The following is a 15,405-nucleotide window of genomic DNA, read 5'->3' as shown; positions in this document are numbered from 1 at the left end:
GCGTTCCCGAAACTCACACCACTGATACAGAATCGCTCGAGCCGATCGCCCGGTCTCGCGGACGCTCCTCGGTTACGCGTCGAGGCCGACGGTCAGGACCGGCACGGGCGACGTCTGGACGACCCGCTGGGAGACGCTGCCGACGACGTTGCGTTCGTAATCGGCGCCGCTCGTCCCCATCACGACGAGGTCGACGTCGTTCGCCTCGACGTAGTCGACGATGCACTCGGCGGGGCTGCCGACGTCGACGCCGGTGACCGTTTCGACGCCGTGGCCTTCCGCGACGGTGACGGCCTCGTCGATCGCCTCGAGCGCGTTCTCCTCGAGTTCGCTCCGGACCTGCTCGACGCGTTCGTCGTCGAGCACCAGGAACGCGCGGTCGTCGACCACCGAGAGGACGTGCAGCGTCGCGCCGCGCGTCTTCGCGGCGTCGATCGCGTGTTCGGCCACCGTACTCGCGTGGTCGCTCCCGTCGGTCGGAAAGAGGATCGTCTCGTACATCTATACGGAACACTCGAGCGGCGGCGGAAAAGTACTTCGCGATCGGTTCTCGGCCGGTGGGAACGGCTCCGGTTCGGGCGCGGTCAGCCGCCGGGAAGCAGCGCGTCGGGGGTCACGACGCCGGCGAGCGACAGCCCGTACACGACGGAGACGGCGACGATCCAGGCGACGCCGCCGATCGCGGCCGCCGTTCCCCACCCACCCGGATAGCGCCAGTTGACGACGCCGATCCAGAGGACGAGCATCAAAACGGCGCCGAGCATCGGGCTCCAGTCGACGGCGTCGGCCGCCATCGTCCTGGCGTAGCTCGAGGCCGCCCAGACGGCCGCTCCGACGAGCGCGGTGAACAGGGCGTTCGGGACGCCCGCGTCGCTGTCGACGAGTAGCCGTACACCGACGAGGATGGCAGCGGTGCCGACGACCAGACTCACGACGAAGATCGCGACGGCGTCGGCGAGGACCATCAGGGTTTCCAGCTGAGTTCGATCTCGACCGTCTCCCGGTTGCCCCGGAGGACCGACGAGCGCTCGACGATTTCGACGTCGCACTCGACGGTCTCCGGCGGACTGAGCGTCACCGTCTTGTTCCCGACGGCGACCTCGATCTCCTCGCCGCCGCGGTCGAACTCCTCGGCGAGACTCGCCAGGTACGTCGCCAGCTCCGAACGCTCCATCGTCCGTGTCGATTGCGTCCGATCGGCCATGCCTCCACGGAAGGTCGTCTGGCGGAAAAGTATGGACAGCGAACAGGTCGCTAACAACGTCTTACTCGCGTTTCGGGTGCCGAAAGACGACGTTTCGCTTCGGTTCGCGTTCTGGCCGTCTCGCCCTCGATCTACGCCGGCCGCTTCAATCGCGACACGGGGCTTTTTGCTCTCAGAAGCGCTATCGAGCGACGATGGACGTGGACGTAGGACTCGTCGCTCAGCGCGACAACGAGCGGGCGCAGGCACTCGCAGCGACCCTCCGCGAGACGCTCGCAGCCGACGACGTGACCGTCACGGTCGACGACGAGACGGGCACCGCGATCGACGCCCCGAGTGCGCCGGTCTCCGCGATGGGGTCGTGTGACCTCGTCGTGAGCATCGGCGGCGACGGCACGTTCCTCTTCGTCGCGCGCGAGGCCGCCGGCGCGCCGCTCGTCGGGGTCAACCTCGGCGAGGTCGGCTTCCTCAACGCCGTCCCGCCCGAAGCGGCCGTCGAGGCGGTGTCGGAACTCGTCGCCACCCTGCGAACCGAGGGACGCGTCGACGGAACCCGCGTCTCCCGCCTGCGCGCGAGCGGTGAGGGCTGGCACCTCGAGCCCGCGCTCAACGAGGTCGTCGTCCACGGACCGCGACGGGGTCGTGGTGGCGGCGCCGAGATCGAGGTCCGCGTCGACGGCGAGCCGTACACCAGTGGGCACGCCGACGGCGTCCTGGTCGCGACACCGACCGGTTCGACGGCGTACAACCTGAGCGAGGGCGGGCCGCTCCTCCAGTCGGTCGACGCCCTCGTGATCACGCAGATGTGTGCGACTGAGTCGATGCCGCCGCTGGTCGTCGACGCCGACAGTGAGGTTACCCTCCACGTCTCCGGCACGGAACGGGCGTGGGCGATCAGCGACGGGCGCAACAGACGCCCGCTCGAGCCCCCCGAAACCGTCACGGTGACCGTCGCCGACGATCCCCTGACGATCGCCGGCCCGCGGACGAACTTCTTCGACGCGCTCGAGAAACTCGAGTAGTCGTTCTATCCGTCGACGAGCCGCCGCAGGTGCTCCGGCGGAACGGCTCCACGGGCGACCTGTCCCTCGAAGACGAACGCCGGGACGCCCGTAACCCCCGCCCGTCTCGCGTCGTCGAACCGTTCCTCGAGCCGGTCGCGGAGCTCCTCGTCCTCGAGGGCGTCTCGAATCTCGGCTTCTGGAATCCCGACCTCGCCGGCGAGGTCGACGAGTACGTCGGGGTCGCCGATATCTCGACCGTCGACCCACAGCGCCTCGTAGATCGCCGCGTCGAACGCCGGCCACACTCCGGGGTGTTCACGCGCGACGAAGAACGAGGTGAGCTGGGCGGGAAGCGAATCGACCTCGATCGCCAGTTCCTGGCCCATCTCGACGTCGTACTCCTCCTGCAGGCGGCGGACGTTCCGCTTCGCTTGCTCGTAGTACGCCTCGTCTTTCCCGTCGTCGGCGTCGTGGTCGATCGAGCCGTCGGCGTTTCGCTTGCCCGCCCGAAGGTCGAACGGGTGCCACTCGACCGCGAGGGGCTCCTCGCGTTCCTCGCGATAGCGCTCGAGCGAGGTCCGCCCGAGATAGCAGAACGGACAGACGTAGTCTGCGTAGCAGACGATCCGGTCGTCGGTGTCGGTGGCCATGGCTCGGCTACGGCGGCTCGCGGGAAAAGTCGACCGTCCTGGGCGACCGGTGAGAGGGGTCTCGAAACGGTATCGAGGGCTCGAGTCGATCACTCTTCGTTCGCGGCGTCCCCCCGATCGATGAGATTGGGCAGGTTCGGGTCGCGGTGGGGGGTGCGCCCGAACGCCGGGAGCGCGTCGTCCTCGAGTTGTTCCTGGAGCACCCGGCGCAGCCGGTTGAGGCTCGTCACGTCGAGGCCGTGCTGGGCGGCGAGCCGTTCGAACGTGGGCTCGTCGGTGACGTCGTGGGCCCGGTACCGGGCAAACAGCTCGTCCATTCGCTTGGGACTGAGCGCGCTCACGTCGACGTCGTCGAGTCCGAAGTACCGCCGTCGGTCGAGGTCGACGACGTGGCGGATGACTACCAGCGCGACTTTCGGGATCGACCGCTGGCTGCCGAAGGCCGTCAGATCGATCTCGTCCATGATCCCGAGGGCGAGGTCGCGCTGCCACGGCGTCAACTCGAGGGCGTTACACAGCGCCTGGGTCGTCCGCAGGCGATCGAGGTGGTGGGCCCGCGTGCTGTGGCCGGCCATCGCCGGGTGCTGTTCGTCGTGGAGTCGACGGATACTCTCGGACAGCTCGTCCCCGGGCGACTCCGCCCGCCCGATGACCGTCGCACTCGGGGTGACGACGCCCCAGCGTCTGACCGTCGCGTCGCGCCGGGCCTCCATCCGCGAAAGCGACCCGGAACCCGGACGCGTCTCGAGCCGCCGCTCCTCGTCGGGATGCTCGAGGCCGGTCCCGGTCGGGGCGCCGTAGCCACTCATACAAGGTGGAGGTCACACAGGGAGACGGATAAAGGCATCACCCCGAAGCGTGTCGTGGCAGCACGGAAAGGCGAACGCGGCGCTCCTCGAGGCTCGAAAACGCGAGAGAATTCCCGTCTATATCTCTACCTTGTGACCAGAAGTACTTAAAGGCCGATCGAGTTGGACGAACGCCGATAGACGCGTTGGGTGAACGTGCTCCAGGGATCCGTCGACGTCGCTCGTCGGTCGTCGACCAGTCGAGAGAAAGCCGAGAATTCCCGTCTGTATCTCTACCTTGTGACGAGAAGTACTTAAAGGACGCCGCGATGGCCGCGCCGCGTCGACACTGGATGCAGCTCAACGCCGCGGCTCGCCGGCAATAGTGCCTCGAGAACCCCTCTGTATCACCACCTTGTGACGAGAGGTACGTAAATGGCGGACCGACGGGCGTCGAGCGCCGGCCGGGAGTGTACCTTCCGAAAGCCCTAATCGCCTGCTGCCCCGACTAGCCGTCAATGAGTCACCAGTTGCCGGACGTGCAGGCGACGGCACCCGAGGTCACCGTCGGGTTGAGCCAGGTCGGCGTCACCGACGTCACGAAGCTCGTGAAGATCGCTCGCGACGGCAAACGTCCCCTCATCCTGATGGCCGAGTTCGAGGTGTTCGTCGATCTGCCCTCCTGGCGCAAGGGCGCGGACATGAGCCGCAACATGGAGGTCATCGACGAGACGCTCGAGGCCGCGACCCGCGAGGAGGTCGACCGCGTCGAGGACGTCTGCGGCGACGCCGCCGAACGGCTGCTCGAGAAACACGACTACACCTCACGCGCGGAGGTCTCGATGCAGGCGGAGTTCATGCGCCGCGAGCAAACGCCCGCGACCGACCGCGAGACCCAGCACACCGTCGACATCGTCGCTTCGGCGACGGCAACCGAGGAGGGCACCCGCGAGGAGATCGGTGCCCACGTCGTCGGGATGACCGTCTGTCCCTGTTCGCAGGGGATGTCCGCCGCCCGGGCGAAGCAGAAACTCGAAGATCTCGAGATTGCGGAGGCGAAGATCACCGAATTCCTGAACGAGATCCCCCAGCCGGGTCACTCCCAGCGCGGCCACGCCACCCTGACGATCGAGGCCGCGGGCGACCCGGAGGTCGACCTGAACGACGTCATCGACGTCGCCCGCGATGCGATGAGCGCGCGGACCTACAACCTCGCGAAGCGGCCGGACGAAGATCACATGACGTTCGAGGCGCATTCGGACGCGAAGTTCGTCGAGGACTGCGTGCGTTCGATGGCCGAGGGCGTCCTCGAGCAGTTCGACCACCTCCCGGATGACGCGGTGATCACGATGAGCCAGTCGAACGACGAGTCGATCCACCAGCACAACGCCCACGCCGAACGCATCGTCGAGATGGGGACGCTGCGTGAGGAAGTCAACGGTAACTGATCGATCGACCGGTTCCACACCGTCTGCTGACGCGGGGCGTGTGAGTCGACAGGATTGCCTGCTCGAGTCAGCGTCGGGAAAGTCAGAGGCACGTAGTGTCACTGCGCCGGACTGGGCACGTCCGACCTCGGGACACCACGATCATCGGTAAGCACCGAAGCATCAAGTTCTGAGGGGCTAAACGATTAGGTGGTTCGATCGTCGAACGCACGTCGAGCGACGAGCTCAGTTCGGCACTGTCGATCCTAACGCGTACGAAATCGGCAGGGGAGTTGGTCAGTAGGACTTCGCGAAGTACGCGATCTGGTCGGCCGGTTCGCCACAGACTGCACACACCGCGTCTTCGTCGGGTCGCTTTGTCTCGCCGGGTGTCGATCCGCCCTCGTCGGCCAGCGGTTGCATGACGATCTCCGCGGCAACTTTCTCCTTGATCGCCTCTTCGCAGGCTTCGTCGCCACACCACGGCACCTTCACGTAGCCGCCGTGGCGACCGATCGTCCCCATGATCTCCTCTGGGCTGTCGGCCGTCCGAACGTTCTCCTCGAGTCGCTCCTCCGCGGCCGCGTACAGCTTGTCGTAGATCGTCTCGAGGTGCGCCTCGACGGTTTCGGCGACGTCGTCGCGCTCTGCGACGACCTTCTCGTTGTCCGGACGGTGAACCAGCGTGACCTCTTCGTCGGCCGCCTCGTTGGGGCCGATCTCGATCCGAAGGGGAACGCCGTTGAGCTCGTGTTCGTTGAACTTGAAGCCGGGGTTGCGCTCGTCGCGGTCGTCGAGTTCGACGCGAACGTTCGCTTCCTCGAGTTCCTCGGCGACGCCGGCGGCGTACTCGAGCACGTCGTCTCTGGTCTCCTCTTGCCAGATGGGGACGATCGCGACCTGGGTGGGGGCGATCGTGGGGGGTAAGACGAGTCCCTGGTCGTCGGAGTGAGTCATGATGAGCGCCCCGATCGCGCGCCAGGAGAGCCCCCAGGAGGTGGTGTAGGCCGTCTGCTCTTTCTCGTCCTCGTCGACGAAGGTGATGTCGAACGCCTCGGCGAAACTTTGCCCGAGGTGGTGGCTGGTCCCACCCTGGACCGACTTGCCGTCGGGCATCAGCGCCTCGACCGTCGTCGTGGTGTCCGCGCCGGGGAACTTGTCGTGTTCTGGCTTCTTCCCGCGGAGGACGGGAATCGCGAGCACCTCCTCGTAGACGCGTTCGTACTGGTAGAGCCGGGTCCAGACCTCCTCCCAGGCGCCTTCGTTCGTCGCGTGGGCGGTGTGCCCCTCCTGCCACATGAACTCCTTCGTGCGGAAAAAGGGCTTCGTGTCCGTCGCCTCCCAGCGGACGACCGAACACCACTGGTTGAGCCGCAGGGGGAGGTCACGGTGGCTGCGGACCCACTGGGCCATGTACGGCGCGATGATCGACTCGCTCGTCGGCCGGACGGCGAGGCGCTCCTCGAGTTCCTCGTGGCCGCCCTGGGTCACCCAGGCGACCTCGGGGTCGAAGCCCTCGACGATGTCCTTCTCGCGCTCGAGGTAGGACTCGGGGATGAACATCGGGAAGTAGACGTTGTCGACCCCGGTCTCCTTGAACCAGCCGTCGAGGGCGTCCTGGATGGACTCCCACAGCGCGTAGCCGCGGGGTTTCGTGACGATGAAGCCGCCCATGGGTGCGTAGTCGGCGAGGCCAGCCTTCTGGACGACCTCGGCGTACCACTCGCCGGGTCGGTGCGATTTGGACTCGGTGATGCCGAGTTCCTGACTCTGGTCGCTCATACCTCGAACGACAGTCACGGCGGCCTTAAACCATGCGAAGGTGGGGCGTCGGTTCGCACGGTCCGACCGTCGAGTGCCGACCCGTCGCAGGCCCCGTGGGTCAACGCTCCGACGTGCGGTTGTGAGGGCGGTCGTCCGAGAAGGGTTGATTCGCGGAGTCTTCGGAATCCCGAGGAGTGAAAGAGCGATATAGTGTAGTGTGTTAGCAATTAACTGGGTCGAGTGGGCGGCGATGCGAGCGGCAAACCGCGCTGAGATCGGCGGATCTCGACCCAGCGACGCCAGTAGAGCCATGACCGACCACGACCAACCGACGCGACGAACGGTGGTACAGGCCGCCGGCGCACTCGTGGGGGGTTCCCTGACCGTCGGGGCTGCGACCACGGTCGCGGGACAGCCCGACGAGGACGAGGTGCCGGACGAGCTGCCTGCAGACGTCGCCGCCGTCGTGCCGGCGGACGTCCCCACGGGCGTTCACCAGCAAGCGGTCACGCATCGACACACCGGGTGGTCGATCCGGGTCGACATGACGTCCGACGACGCCTGGACCGTCCGCGGTGGGCACCGCCTCGAGGCGTTTTGCACCGTCTGGAACGGCAACAATATGTCGCGGCAGGCGACTGTCTGGCTCGTCGTCGGCCACGACCCGCAGCTGACGGACCAGGCCGCGGTTCGCGTCCCCGGCCGATCGACCGGACAGGTCGACGTCGGCTACCAGACCTACCCGGTCCAGCAGTACGTCACGTTCCCCATCTACGTCGTCGTCTCCGGACCGGGCGGCTACGACTGGGACGGGACGATCGTCGAAGTGTACCCGGCACCGTGAGCGATCCGGTCCCCGCACCCACCGCGGTTCCCTTTACACGCCGTCCTCGAGCAGCGCTTCGACGTACTTCGTGACGTGGTCGTCCATCCGGCGTTTGTAGCCCGCCTGCCGGGCCAGTCGGTCGAGTTCACGGGCGACGAGGCTGCCGTACTGGACGGCCTTCTTCTCTCGGGTCGCGACCGAATCGGGCAGATACTCGCCCGCCACGATTCGCAGCCCGCGCTTGCGGATCTCGCCGTCGACCAGCAGCGCCGTCGGCAGCCGAAGCGCCGCGTCGACGACGTCGTCGTGCAACAGCGGCGCGACGGGCTCGACGCCAGCGGCCTCGAGCGCCAGGACGTCCCGCGGGAGCTGATCCGGGAGCGTGTGGATCTGCTCGCGAACCGCCCCGCGGACGGTGTCGGCGTCGACCCGGTGGTCCAGCCGGGCGACCTTCTCGTAGCCGCCGAAGAGTTCGTCCGCCCCCTGGCCGACCGCGAGCGCGTCGAACCCCTCGGCGGCGACTCGCTCGGCGACCAGGTACAGCGGCAGCGCGATCTGGACGTCCATCGCGTTCGTCCGCCCGATGGCCCGCGCGACGGTCGGGACGGCGCGCTCGAGGTCGGCCGGCTCGAGCGTGACGACCTCGAGCTCTCGCCCCATCGCCTCGGCGGCCGTCCGGGCGGCCGCGACGTCGTGACTGCCGGGAAAGCCGGCGACGTAGAGCGGGGCGTCGAGCAGTTCGGCGACGAGTGCCGAGTCGACACCGCCGGAGAAGGCGACTGCGACGTCCGTCGCGTCGACGGCCTCGGCTGCCCGGCCAATCGCCCGATCGACCCGCTCGAGCGCCCGGTCGTGGTCGGCTTCCACGGGCGGCTCTGGCAGCTCCCACACCTGCGTTCGCTCGACCCCGTCGGCGACCGCGCCCGCGGGAAACGGGACGGGGTCGGCGAGGTCGGTCGGCGAGAACGCCCAGGAGTCGCGTCCGAGAACCGAGCCATCGACACCCTCGCGCTCGACGAACAGCGGAACGCGTCCCAGGACGTCCCGGACGAGGCGTCCGTCGAGTTCGCCGGCGAACCCGAACGTGCCGGGGAGCGACTCGGCGCGCTCGAGGGCGTCGCGGACCGTTGCGGCGTCGGTTCCGCGGATCATTCGAGCAGCTCCGAGACGCGGCTCTTCACCCGGCGTTTCGCTCCGCCGGCGGCCTGCCGGAAGCTGATGTGCCAGGGGGTTCGCTTCCCCTCGACCGACGTCCGGCCCGCACGAATCGCCTCGAGGATCGCGTCGACGTCGGGCTCGTCGGCCCCGACGCGGGTCACCGCCTGGCCGACCATCTCGCTGATGTGGGCGTCGCTCCCGGCCGTCATCGGGAGCCCGCGCGAGCGAGCGAACCGTTCGGCCTGGCGGTTCGCCCGGCCGGTGAGCAGCCGCGAGTTGTACACCTCGATCGCGTCGGCCATCCCGAGTTGTTCGCGCGTGATCCGCGCCATCACGCCGTGGCGCGACTCCTGGAACGGGTGTGGAACGACGGCGAGACCACCCTGCTCGCGGATCCGCTCGAGGGTCTCCTCGAAGGGCAAGCCGGGTGGGACGGCCTCCTCGACGCCGAGTCCGAGGACGTGGCCCGCCTTGCTCGAAATCTCGATGCCCGGGATGGCGACCAGGCCGTACTCCGGCGCGAGGTCGACGGCCTCGAGGCTCGCGTCGATCTCGTCGTGGTCGGTCACCGCGACCGCGTCGAGGCCGACGGCCCGGGCCTGTTCCAGAATGAGTTCGACGGGGTCCCGACCGTCGTAGGAGAGCGCCGAGTGGACGTGGAGTTCGACCGACAGCACGGACCGATATTGGTTCGAACGACTGAAAAACACCTCGATACGGGTTGCACCTGCTGGCGTTCCGCGGGCAGACGGGGTGTGGCGACGGGCCGAAGGGCGATGGCGAGCGCTTATGCCGCCGGAACGAGCACACCGACCATGGCCGACGACGGGGAGCGCCACCGACAGAGTCGCCTGTTCACGACCGACGACGGCGGGTTCGACGCCGAGCGCGCTCGAGCCGACTCGCTCCCGATCGACGACGGCGAGGTGGTCGACGTCGACGAGCTCGAAGCCCACCAGACCTACCTCGAGGGCCGGGGGATCTACGACGAGCGCAACCGGGTCAACGACCTCACGGGCAAGGAGTGGAAGTACGCGACGAAGTCCGTCATCGCACAGCGGTACCCGCCGGACGTCCAGCACGACCTGCGCAGTGAACACGGTGGGCAGAAACCCCCACGACTCTGCGCGGAGCTGATCGGCCGGTTCAGCAAGGCCGGCGACACCGTCCTCGACCCGTTCGCCGGCGTCGGCGGCACCTTGCTGGGGGCCAGTTTCTGCGAACACGAGGGGACCGGCCTGCGCGAGGCGACCGGCTTCGAGCGGAACCGGCGGTGGATCGAGCTCTACGAGGACGTCCTCGAGCGCGAGAACGCCGAGCGCCGGGCTCGCGGAGAGCCGCCGCTCGCCGAACAGGACGTTCGTCACGGCGACTGCGCCGACCTCGTCGAGGAGCTCCCCGACGACTCGGTCGACCTCCTGCTGACGGACGTCCCGTACTGGCACATGGACGAACTCGAGCAGACGCGAAACGAGCGCGCAACGCGAAAGAGCAAGCTGGGGGCGTTCGACGGAGACGAGGGAGACGACTCGGGTACGGACGGATTCGACGACGAACCGATGGCGACGAAAGACGAGTGGCTCGCGGACATGGCCGAGAAGTTCGAGCGATTCACCCGGACGGTGACGCCGGAGGGATACGTCGTCGTCTTCATCGGGGACATGTACCGCGAGCAGCGCTACGAGTTCCTCTCGGCGGACCTCGCGCGGGCGATCGAAGGGGCCGCGCCGGTGACGCTCAAGGCGAACCTGATCTGGTACGATCCCCTGAAGGACCTTCACGTCTACGGCTATCCGTTCTCGTTCGTGCCGTCGATGGTCCATCAGAACGTGCTGGTCTTCCGGATGGACTGAAACCGGCTATTCCCGTGTCGACCGCAACCTTTGACCCCTTCGGGTGAGTGGGTTCGACTCGAGTGAACACTCCATCATGAGCGACGAACCATTCGACTACGGCAAAGACGACCTCCCGAGCCGCGAGGTGACCCAGGGGGCAGAACGCGCCCCGCACCGCGCGATGTTTCGGGCGATGGGTTTCGACGACGAGGACCTGTCCTCGCCGATGATCGGCGTGGCGAACCCGGCGGCGGACATCACGCCGTGTAACGTCCACTTAGACGACGTGGCCGCCTCGGCGATCGAGGGCGTCGAGACGGCCGGCGGCATGCCGATCGAGTTCGGGACGATCACGATCTCCGACGCGATCTCGATGGGGACGGAGGGGATGAAGGCGTCGCTGATTTCCCGGGAGGTGATCACCGACTCCGTCGAACTCGTCGCCTTCGGCGAGCGCATCGACGGGCTCGTGACCGTCGGCGGCTGTGACAAGAACATGCCCGGAATGATGATGGCCGCCATCCGGACGGACCTCCCCTCGGTGTTCCTCTACGGCGGCTCGATCATGCCCGGCGAACACGACGGTCGAGACGTCACCATCCAGAACGTCTTCGAGGGCGTCGGTGCCGTCGCCGACGGGGAGATGGCCCCGGAGGAACTCGACGAACTCGAGCGCCACGCCTGCCCCGGGGCGGGCTCCTGTGGCGGGATGTTCACCGCGAACACGATGTCGTCGATCTCCGAGGCGCTCGGCTTCGCGCCGCTGGGGTCGGCCTCCCCGCCCGCCGAGGACGACAGTCGGTACGACGTCGCCCGCGAGAGCGGCGAACTCGCCGTCGAGGCCGTCGAGGCCGGCCGCCGACCTTCGGACTTCCTCTCCCGTGAGTCGTTCGAGAACGCCATCGCCCTGCAGGTCGCCGTCGGCGGCTCGACCAACGCCGTCCTCCACCTGCTCGCACTGGCCGCCGAGGCGGGCATCGATCTCGAGGTCGAGGACTTCAACGAGATCAGTCGGCGGACGCCGAAGATCGCCGATCTCCAGCCCGGCGGACAGAAGGTGATGAACGACCTCCACGAGATCGGCGGCGTGCCGGTCGTTCTCCGTGAACTGCTCGAGGCGGACCTCCTCCACGGCGACGCGCTCACGGTGACAGGCGAGACGATGGCCGAGGCACTCGAGCGGGTCGACCCGCCGCAGGTCGCCGAGCTCGACGCCGACTTCCTCCACACCGTGGCCGACCCGATCCACGAGCGCGGCGCCATCCGCATCCTGACGGGCAACCTCGCGCCCGACGGCGCTGTCATCAAGATCACCGGCGAGGACCACCTCCACCACGAGGGGCCGGTCCGGGTGTTCGAGAACGAAGAGAACGCCATGGCCTACGTCCAGGAAGGGCACGTCGAAGAGGGTGACGTGCTCTGTATCCGCAACGAAGGGCCACGGGGCGGCCCCGGCATGCGCGAGATGCTCGGCGTCACGAGCGCCGTCGCCGGCCAGGGCCACGCCGAGGACGTCGCGCTCTTTACGGACGGTCGGTTCTCCGGGGCGACGCGAGGCTTTTCCATCGGCCACGTCGCACCCGAGGCCTACGTCGGCGGCCCGATCGCCGCCTTAGCGGACGGCGACACCGTAACCATCGACATCGACGACCTCGAGCTGTCGGTCGACCTCAGCGAGGAGGAGCTCGAAGAACGACTCGAAGGCTTCGACCCTGAGCCGAACTACGACAGTGGCGTGCTCGCGAAGTACGGGGAGGCGTTCGACTCGGCGGCCAACGGCGCGGTGACGAACCCCGCCGTGAAGCGGGACTGAACGCCTTCGGGACGCGCATCAACACCCCGTACGTCTGTTGAAGAACACTATAGAACGGTTCTCGTGCACTCGTTGTGCAAACTATCGAATTGGCCAGTACCAGTTTTGGTCAGTACAGGTCAAACTGGTAATAGAACCTCACTGACAGCTGTCAAGAACTATCTGCGGACGGACGTCCAGTTGGGGACAGCGACGCGATCATTGGAGCGACGGCCGACGTGGTCGACGAACCGGTTCTCACATGAAATGATTTCGAGGCGGAAGCCCACGGCTTCAGCCGTGGGAGGAAGCCGACCTGGTGGGAGCCAACTGAACGATGTCGGCAGGCTGCCTCCTCAACGTTTTTCGTCGTTCCGCCCGTACATCCGATAGCCACATGACGCGCCCTGTCCACGGGACGCTCCCCCCACAAAGGCACTCGCGGTGGCCGGCGTGTGACCCGCGAGAAAACCGCTTCGTGGAGCGAGCGCCCGGCCTTGCCGTGGCCGGGCGCGTGGCTCAGAGTGGAACTGTCCACGGCGAGACGCAGTATCGGTGCTTTTGCGAGATACCGTGGTGGGCGACCAGACTGTACCACGGGGCCAACGAGCCGAACGCGGTTGCGGATACCGCCGAGCGGTATCCGTTCCCCGTGGGTTGGGCTGTCCGTCAGCCAGCCCCGAAGCGCGGGCCGATGACCACGAACGGTAGCTCCGCTCTCCTGCCGTCGTCTGACGGCCAGAGTGGGAGGCCACGCGCAAGCCCACGACGTTAGTCGTGGGTAGCTGACGAGAAACGTCACGGACTTCGAGCGACTCGAGGACGTTTCGGTCGAGACGTACTAACGCGATCACTCGCGCGAGGCGAGGTACCGGAGCACGAGTTGCAACACGTGGACGAAGACGCCGGCGACGGCGATGTAGACGCCGATCGTCTGGAGCGCGACCGACCCGGTCCGGTGGTCGCGCACGCGCCAGATCTCCCAGCCCAGTCGGAGGAGGAAGCCGAGGAAGATCAGGAGGAAGCCGACGAGCAGGACGGGCGAGACGAACGTCCCGATCAGGATCGCCACGACGCCGCCGATGAACGAGAAATTGGCGTACCGTCCCCAGTGCTCGAACGTCTGTGAGCGCGCGTAGACGTAGGTTGCGATCAGTCCCGTCAGTACCGCAACGACGATCGCCGTCAGCCCCAAGGCGGTCACACGGACGTCCGGGGGAACGAACGCGAGCACCCCCGCACCGAAGATGCCAAACGCGAGCTGTAAGATCACCAGGCCGACAAACGCGACGCCGAAGTCCCCACCCTCCACGCCGCGTTCGGCGACCCACTCGCCGGCGACGATCGCCGCCCCGTAGACGAGCACGCCGACGATCGGAACCGCGAAGAGAAACTCGTTGATCACCGCGAGTGGCGACACGGCGAGGAGGTACATCAGGACCACGTTGATCGCCATCAACGCACTGGCACCGCCGACGACGCGCCACTCACGACCCGAGAGGAGGACACCGCGTCGAGTCTCGTGTGGCGTCTCGAACGAACTCATATTCCTTCCAATTCGCGTGACAGGGGGAAAAGCCTGCGGCTTGGCGACAGCGCCGTCACTCGTCGACGACGGTCCACCGATCCGAGTACGCCGTCCCGCACCGACACTGCGCGTAGGCGTGGATCACGTCCCCCTCGGCGTAGATGCCGCCAACCTCCTCGTTCTGTTCCTCGGCGAACGCGAAGACGAACTGGACCTCGTGGTCTCCGCCCTCGAGTTCGTTGGGACAGGTCCCACCCGTCAGATCGCCGTCGACGATCCCCTCGAGTCCCATCGCTGCGCCGGCGAACTCCATCGCGCCGACGCCCGTCGCCGCCTGGAACGCGTTGCGGCCGCGCTCGCCGTCGACGACGAGCAGGTAGCCGCCGTCGACCCGGTCGCCAAAGCGCTCGAGTCGGTCGTCCTCGACGAACGAGTCGGCGAGAAAGAGGGCGACGTCCTCGGGTCGCTCGCCGGCGAGAAACTCCTCGCGTGCGTCACTCATGGCCCGGGCTTCTCTCCGGAAGGGGAAAAAGGACGCGACAGCGACCGATCAGCCGTCCTCGAGCTCCTCGGCGATCGAGGCGAGGCTGTCTTTCGGTGGCTCTCGGGCCTCGTAGACCGCGGTTTCGCCGGGGGCGCGAAGCCCGTAGAGAAACGCCGGTTCGACGACGTCGACGAGGACGGAGCCGCCCGTCCTGACGTCGTTATCTGTGACCCACTTGGCGAGGCGGTCCGTTCCCTCCCGCGGGTCGCGAGCGAACGTCGGCGAGTCGTAGACGCCGGAGACCGTCAGGTCGTCGCCCGTGAGCGCTCGCTCGATTCGGGCGAATCGCTCGTCGCCGCCGAGAACGATCCGAACGACTTCGTCGATCGGGAACGCCTCACGCTCGTCGGCTGGGATCTCGAGTCGAACGCCGGTCGCCGTCTCCGCGAGCGTCGCCCGCACGGTGTCGACCGACGGGTGATCGCTCGAGATGCGGTCAGCCATCGAGGGTTACTCGTCGTCGCCCTCGCCGAGCAGGTCCGCGATCGAGGCGTTGCCACGTTCGGTGACGGTGGCGTTCACCTGGGCGACCGCGTCGGAGAGCTCGCGGCCGCGAACCGTGATGCGTCGGCGCTCGCCGTCGCGCTGGGGCTTGTAGCCCGTCTGGCGCTCTTTCATCAGCACTTCGTCTAAGTCCGGACCGGCGACGCTCTCGTTCAGCGGGCGACCCGCCTCGTCCGAGCCACCCGTGATCTCGAGCGTGTAGCCGTCGAGGGAGACGGCGCTTCCGTCGACCTCGTCGCCGATGGACTTGCCGAGGAACCGGTTTGCGTCCTGTCCGTCCGCTTCGAGCTGGTACGACGCCCCCGACTCGGGGTCGCCGACGACGACAGTGAAACTTGCCATGACCGACGGAAAACGGCCTGCGGTCAAAAATACGTCGAT

The 15,405-nt window shown here is 67.3% G+C and carries 17 protein-coding genes; 5 read left to right on the top strand and 12 right to left on the bottom strand.

Features of this window, described 5'->3' with window-relative positions; genetic code table 11:
• Positions 1–72: 72 nt before the first annotated feature.
• The 3 genes from NMQ09_RS04730 to NMQ09_RS04720 form a co-directional block, all read right to left on the bottom strand.
• Positions 73–501, bottom strand: a complete 429-nt coding sequence (locus tag NMQ09_RS04730) for a universal stress protein (RefSeq protein WP_255193292.1) — start codon at positions 499–501, stop codon at positions 73–75.
• An 83-nt stretch (positions 502–584) separates the two neighbouring features.
• A complete protein-coding gene (locus NMQ09_RS04725) occupies positions 585–965 on the bottom strand; it encodes a hypothetical protein (protein WP_255193291.1) in 381 nt (126 codons plus the stop codon).
• The gene (locus NMQ09_RS04720; protein ID WP_255193290.1) at positions 965–1,204 is read right to left on the bottom strand and encodes an amphi-Trp domain-containing protein; all 240 of its coding nucleotides are present in this window, start codon (positions 1,202–1,204) and stop codon (positions 965–967) included. Before NMQ09_RS04720 ends, NMQ09_RS04725 begins: the two co-directional genes overlap by 1 nt.
• Before the next feature lie 194 nt (positions 1,205–1,398).
• On the opposite strand from NMQ09_RS04720, the gene NMQ09_RS04715 reads away from it, so the two are divergent.
• Positions 1,399–2,226, top strand: a complete 828-nt coding sequence (locus tag NMQ09_RS04715; protein WP_255193289.1) for an NAD(+)/NADH kinase — start codon at positions 1,399–1,401, stop codon at positions 2,224–2,226.
• A 5-nt stretch (positions 2,227–2,231) separates the two neighbouring features.
• Here the strand turns inward: NMQ09_RS04715 and NMQ09_RS04710 are convergent, their stop codons facing one another.
• Together NMQ09_RS04710 and NMQ09_RS04705 are read right to left on the bottom strand one after the other, a co-directional pair.
• Positions 2,232–2,858, bottom strand: a complete 627-nt coding sequence (locus NMQ09_RS04710; protein WP_255193288.1) for a DsbA family oxidoreductase — start codon at positions 2,856–2,858, stop codon at positions 2,232–2,234.
• Positions 2,859–2,947: 89 nt separating this feature from the next.
• On the bottom strand, positions 2,948–3,667 hold the full coding sequence (locus NMQ09_RS04705; RefSeq protein WP_255193287.1) for a DNA-directed RNA polymerase subunit epsilon: 720 nt from the start codon (positions 3,665–3,667) through the stop codon (positions 2,948–2,950).
• A gap of 497 nt (positions 3,668–4,164) precedes the next feature.
• On the opposite strand from NMQ09_RS04705, the gene mptA reads away from it, so the two are divergent.
• Complete coding sequence (gene mptA, locus NMQ09_RS04700; protein WP_255193286.1) at positions 4,165–5,094, top strand: GTP cyclohydrolase MptA; 930 nt, start codon at positions 4,165–4,167, stop codon at positions 5,092–5,094.
• A gap of 276 nt (positions 5,095–5,370) precedes the next feature.
• Here mptA and proS read toward each other — a convergent pair whose 3' ends face one another.
• Positions 5,371–6,855: a proline--tRNA ligase gene (proS, locus tag NMQ09_RS04695; RefSeq protein WP_255193285.1), complete on the bottom strand. Its 1,485-nt coding sequence runs from the start codon at positions 6,853–6,855 to the stop codon at positions 5,371–5,373.
• 292 nt (positions 6,856–7,147) lie between these two features.
• On the opposite strand from proS, the gene NMQ09_RS04690 reads away from it, so the two are divergent.
• Complete coding sequence (locus tag NMQ09_RS04690; protein ID WP_255193284.1) at positions 7,148–7,681, top strand: hypothetical protein; 534 nt, start codon at positions 7,148–7,150, stop codon at positions 7,679–7,681.
• A gap of 33 nt (positions 7,682–7,714) precedes the next feature.
• Here NMQ09_RS04690 and NMQ09_RS04685 read toward each other — a convergent pair whose 3' ends face one another.
• Together NMQ09_RS04685 and NMQ09_RS04680 are read right to left on the bottom strand one after the other, a co-directional pair.
• The gene (locus NMQ09_RS04685; RefSeq protein WP_255193283.1) at positions 7,715–8,815 is read right to left on the bottom strand and encodes an asparagine synthase C-terminal domain-containing protein; all 1,101 of its coding nucleotides are present in this window, start codon (positions 8,813–8,815) and stop codon (positions 7,715–7,717) included.
• Positions 8,812–9,498, bottom strand: coding sequence for a PHP domain-containing protein (locus NMQ09_RS04680; RefSeq protein ID WP_255193282.1), 687 nt, complete (start codon positions 9,496–9,498; stop codon positions 8,812–8,814). The genes NMQ09_RS04685 and NMQ09_RS04680 overlap by 4 nt, the downstream gene beginning before the upstream one ends.
• 138 nt (positions 9,499–9,636) lie before the next feature.
• On the opposite strand from NMQ09_RS04680, the gene NMQ09_RS04675 reads away from it, so the two are divergent.
• Positions 9,637–10,674 carry a DNA methyltransferase gene (locus tag NMQ09_RS04675; protein ID WP_255193281.1) on the top strand — a complete coding sequence of 346 codons (1,038 nt, stop codon included), beginning with the start codon at positions 9,637–9,639 and terminating at the stop codon, positions 10,672–10,674.
• Positions 10,675–10,750: 76 nt separating this feature from the next.
• Entirely contained in the window at positions 10,751–12,469 is a 1,719-nt protein-coding gene (ilvD, locus tag NMQ09_RS04670) for a dihydroxy-acid dehydratase (RefSeq protein ID WP_345781280.1), read from the top strand.
• A gap of 829 nt (positions 12,470–13,298) precedes the next feature.
• Here the strand turns inward: ilvD and NMQ09_RS04665 are convergent.
• The 4 genes from NMQ09_RS04665 to NMQ09_RS04650 are packed head-to-tail and all read right to left on the bottom strand — an operon-like array spanning position 13,299 to position 15,366.
• Positions 13,299–13,994 (bottom strand): hypothetical protein, encoded by a 696-nt coding sequence (locus NMQ09_RS04665; protein ID WP_255193280.1) that lies wholly within the window; start codon positions 13,992–13,994, stop codon positions 13,299–13,301.
• Between the two features lie 55 nt (positions 13,995–14,049).
• Complete coding sequence (locus NMQ09_RS04660) at positions 14,050–14,478, bottom strand: DUF5807 family protein (protein WP_255193279.1); 429 nt, start codon at positions 14,476–14,478, stop codon at positions 14,050–14,052.
• 48 nt (positions 14,479–14,526) lie between these two features.
• Entirely contained in the window at positions 14,527–14,964 is a 438-nt protein-coding gene (locus NMQ09_RS04655; RefSeq protein WP_255193278.1) for a DUF7112 family protein, read from the bottom strand.
• Between the two features lie 6 nt (positions 14,965–14,970).
• Positions 14,971–15,366 (bottom strand): 30S ribosomal protein S6e, encoded by a 396-nt coding sequence (locus tag NMQ09_RS04650; protein WP_255193277.1) that lies wholly within the window; start codon positions 15,364–15,366, stop codon positions 14,971–14,973.
• Positions 15,367–15,405 lie beyond the last annotated feature (39 nt).

The sequence above is a fragment of the Natronobeatus ordinarius genome, from assembly GCF_024362485.1.
Classification (GTDB): domain Archaea; phylum Halobacteriota; class Halobacteria; order Halobacteriales; family Natrialbaceae; genus Natronobeatus; species Natronobeatus ordinarius.
This window is presented reverse-complemented; position numbering and strand designations above follow the sequence as displayed.

Coding starts and splice junctions, on each gene's coding strand:
- NMQ09_RS04675 (WP_255193281.1), top strand. CDS start 9,637: ATGGCCGACGACGGGGAGCGCCACCGACAGAGTCGCCTGTTCACGACC.
- NMQ09_RS04655 (WP_255193278.1), bottom strand. CDS start 14,964: ATGGCTGACCGCATCTCGAGCGATCACCCGTCGGTCGACACCGTGCGG.
- NMQ09_RS04665 (WP_255193280.1), bottom strand. CDS start 13,994: ATGAGTTCGTTCGAGACGCCACACGAGACTCGACGCGGTGTCCTCCTC.
- NMQ09_RS04650 (WP_255193277.1), bottom strand. CDS start 15,366: ATGGCAAGTTTCACTGTCGTCGTCGGCGACCCCGAGTCGGGGGCGTCG.
- NMQ09_RS04725 (WP_255193291.1), bottom strand. CDS start 965: ATGGTCCTCGCCGACGCCGTCGCGATCTTCGTCGTGAGTCTGGTCGTC.
- NMQ09_RS04710 (WP_255193288.1), bottom strand. CDS start 2,858: ATGGCCACCGACACCGACGACCGGATCGTCTGCTACGCAGACTACGTC.
- proS (WP_255193285.1), bottom strand. CDS start 6,855: ATGAGCGACCAGAGTCAGGAACTCGGCATCACCGAGTCCAAATCGCAC.
- NMQ09_RS04705 (WP_255193287.1), bottom strand. CDS start 3,667: ATGAGTGGCTACGGCGCCCCGACCGGGACCGGCCTCGAGCATCCCGAC.
- mptA (WP_255193286.1), top strand. CDS start 4,165: ATGAGTCACCAGTTGCCGGACGTGCAGGCGACGGCACCCGAGGTCACC.
- NMQ09_RS04720 (WP_255193290.1), bottom strand. CDS start 1,204: ATGGCCGATCGGACGCAATCGACACGGACGATGGAGCGTTCGGAGCTG.
- ilvD (WP_345781280.1), top strand. CDS start 10,751: ATGAGCGACGAACCATTCGACTACGGCAAAGACGACCTCCCGAGCCGC.
- NMQ09_RS04685 (WP_255193283.1), bottom strand. CDS start 8,815: ATGATCCGCGGAACCGACGCCGCAACGGTCCGCGACGCCCTCGAGCGC.
- NMQ09_RS04715 (WP_255193289.1), top strand. CDS start 1,399: ATGGACGTGGACGTAGGACTCGTCGCTCAGCGCGACAACGAGCGGGCG.
- NMQ09_RS04690 (WP_255193284.1), top strand. CDS start 7,148: ATGACCGACCACGACCAACCGACGCGACGAACGGTGGTACAGGCCGCC.
- NMQ09_RS04660 (WP_255193279.1), bottom strand. CDS start 14,478: ATGAGTGACGCACGCGAGGAGTTTCTCGCCGGCGAGCGACCCGAGGAC.
- NMQ09_RS04730 (WP_255193292.1), bottom strand. CDS start 501: ATGTACGAGACGATCCTCTTTCCGACCGACGGGAGCGACCACGCGAGT.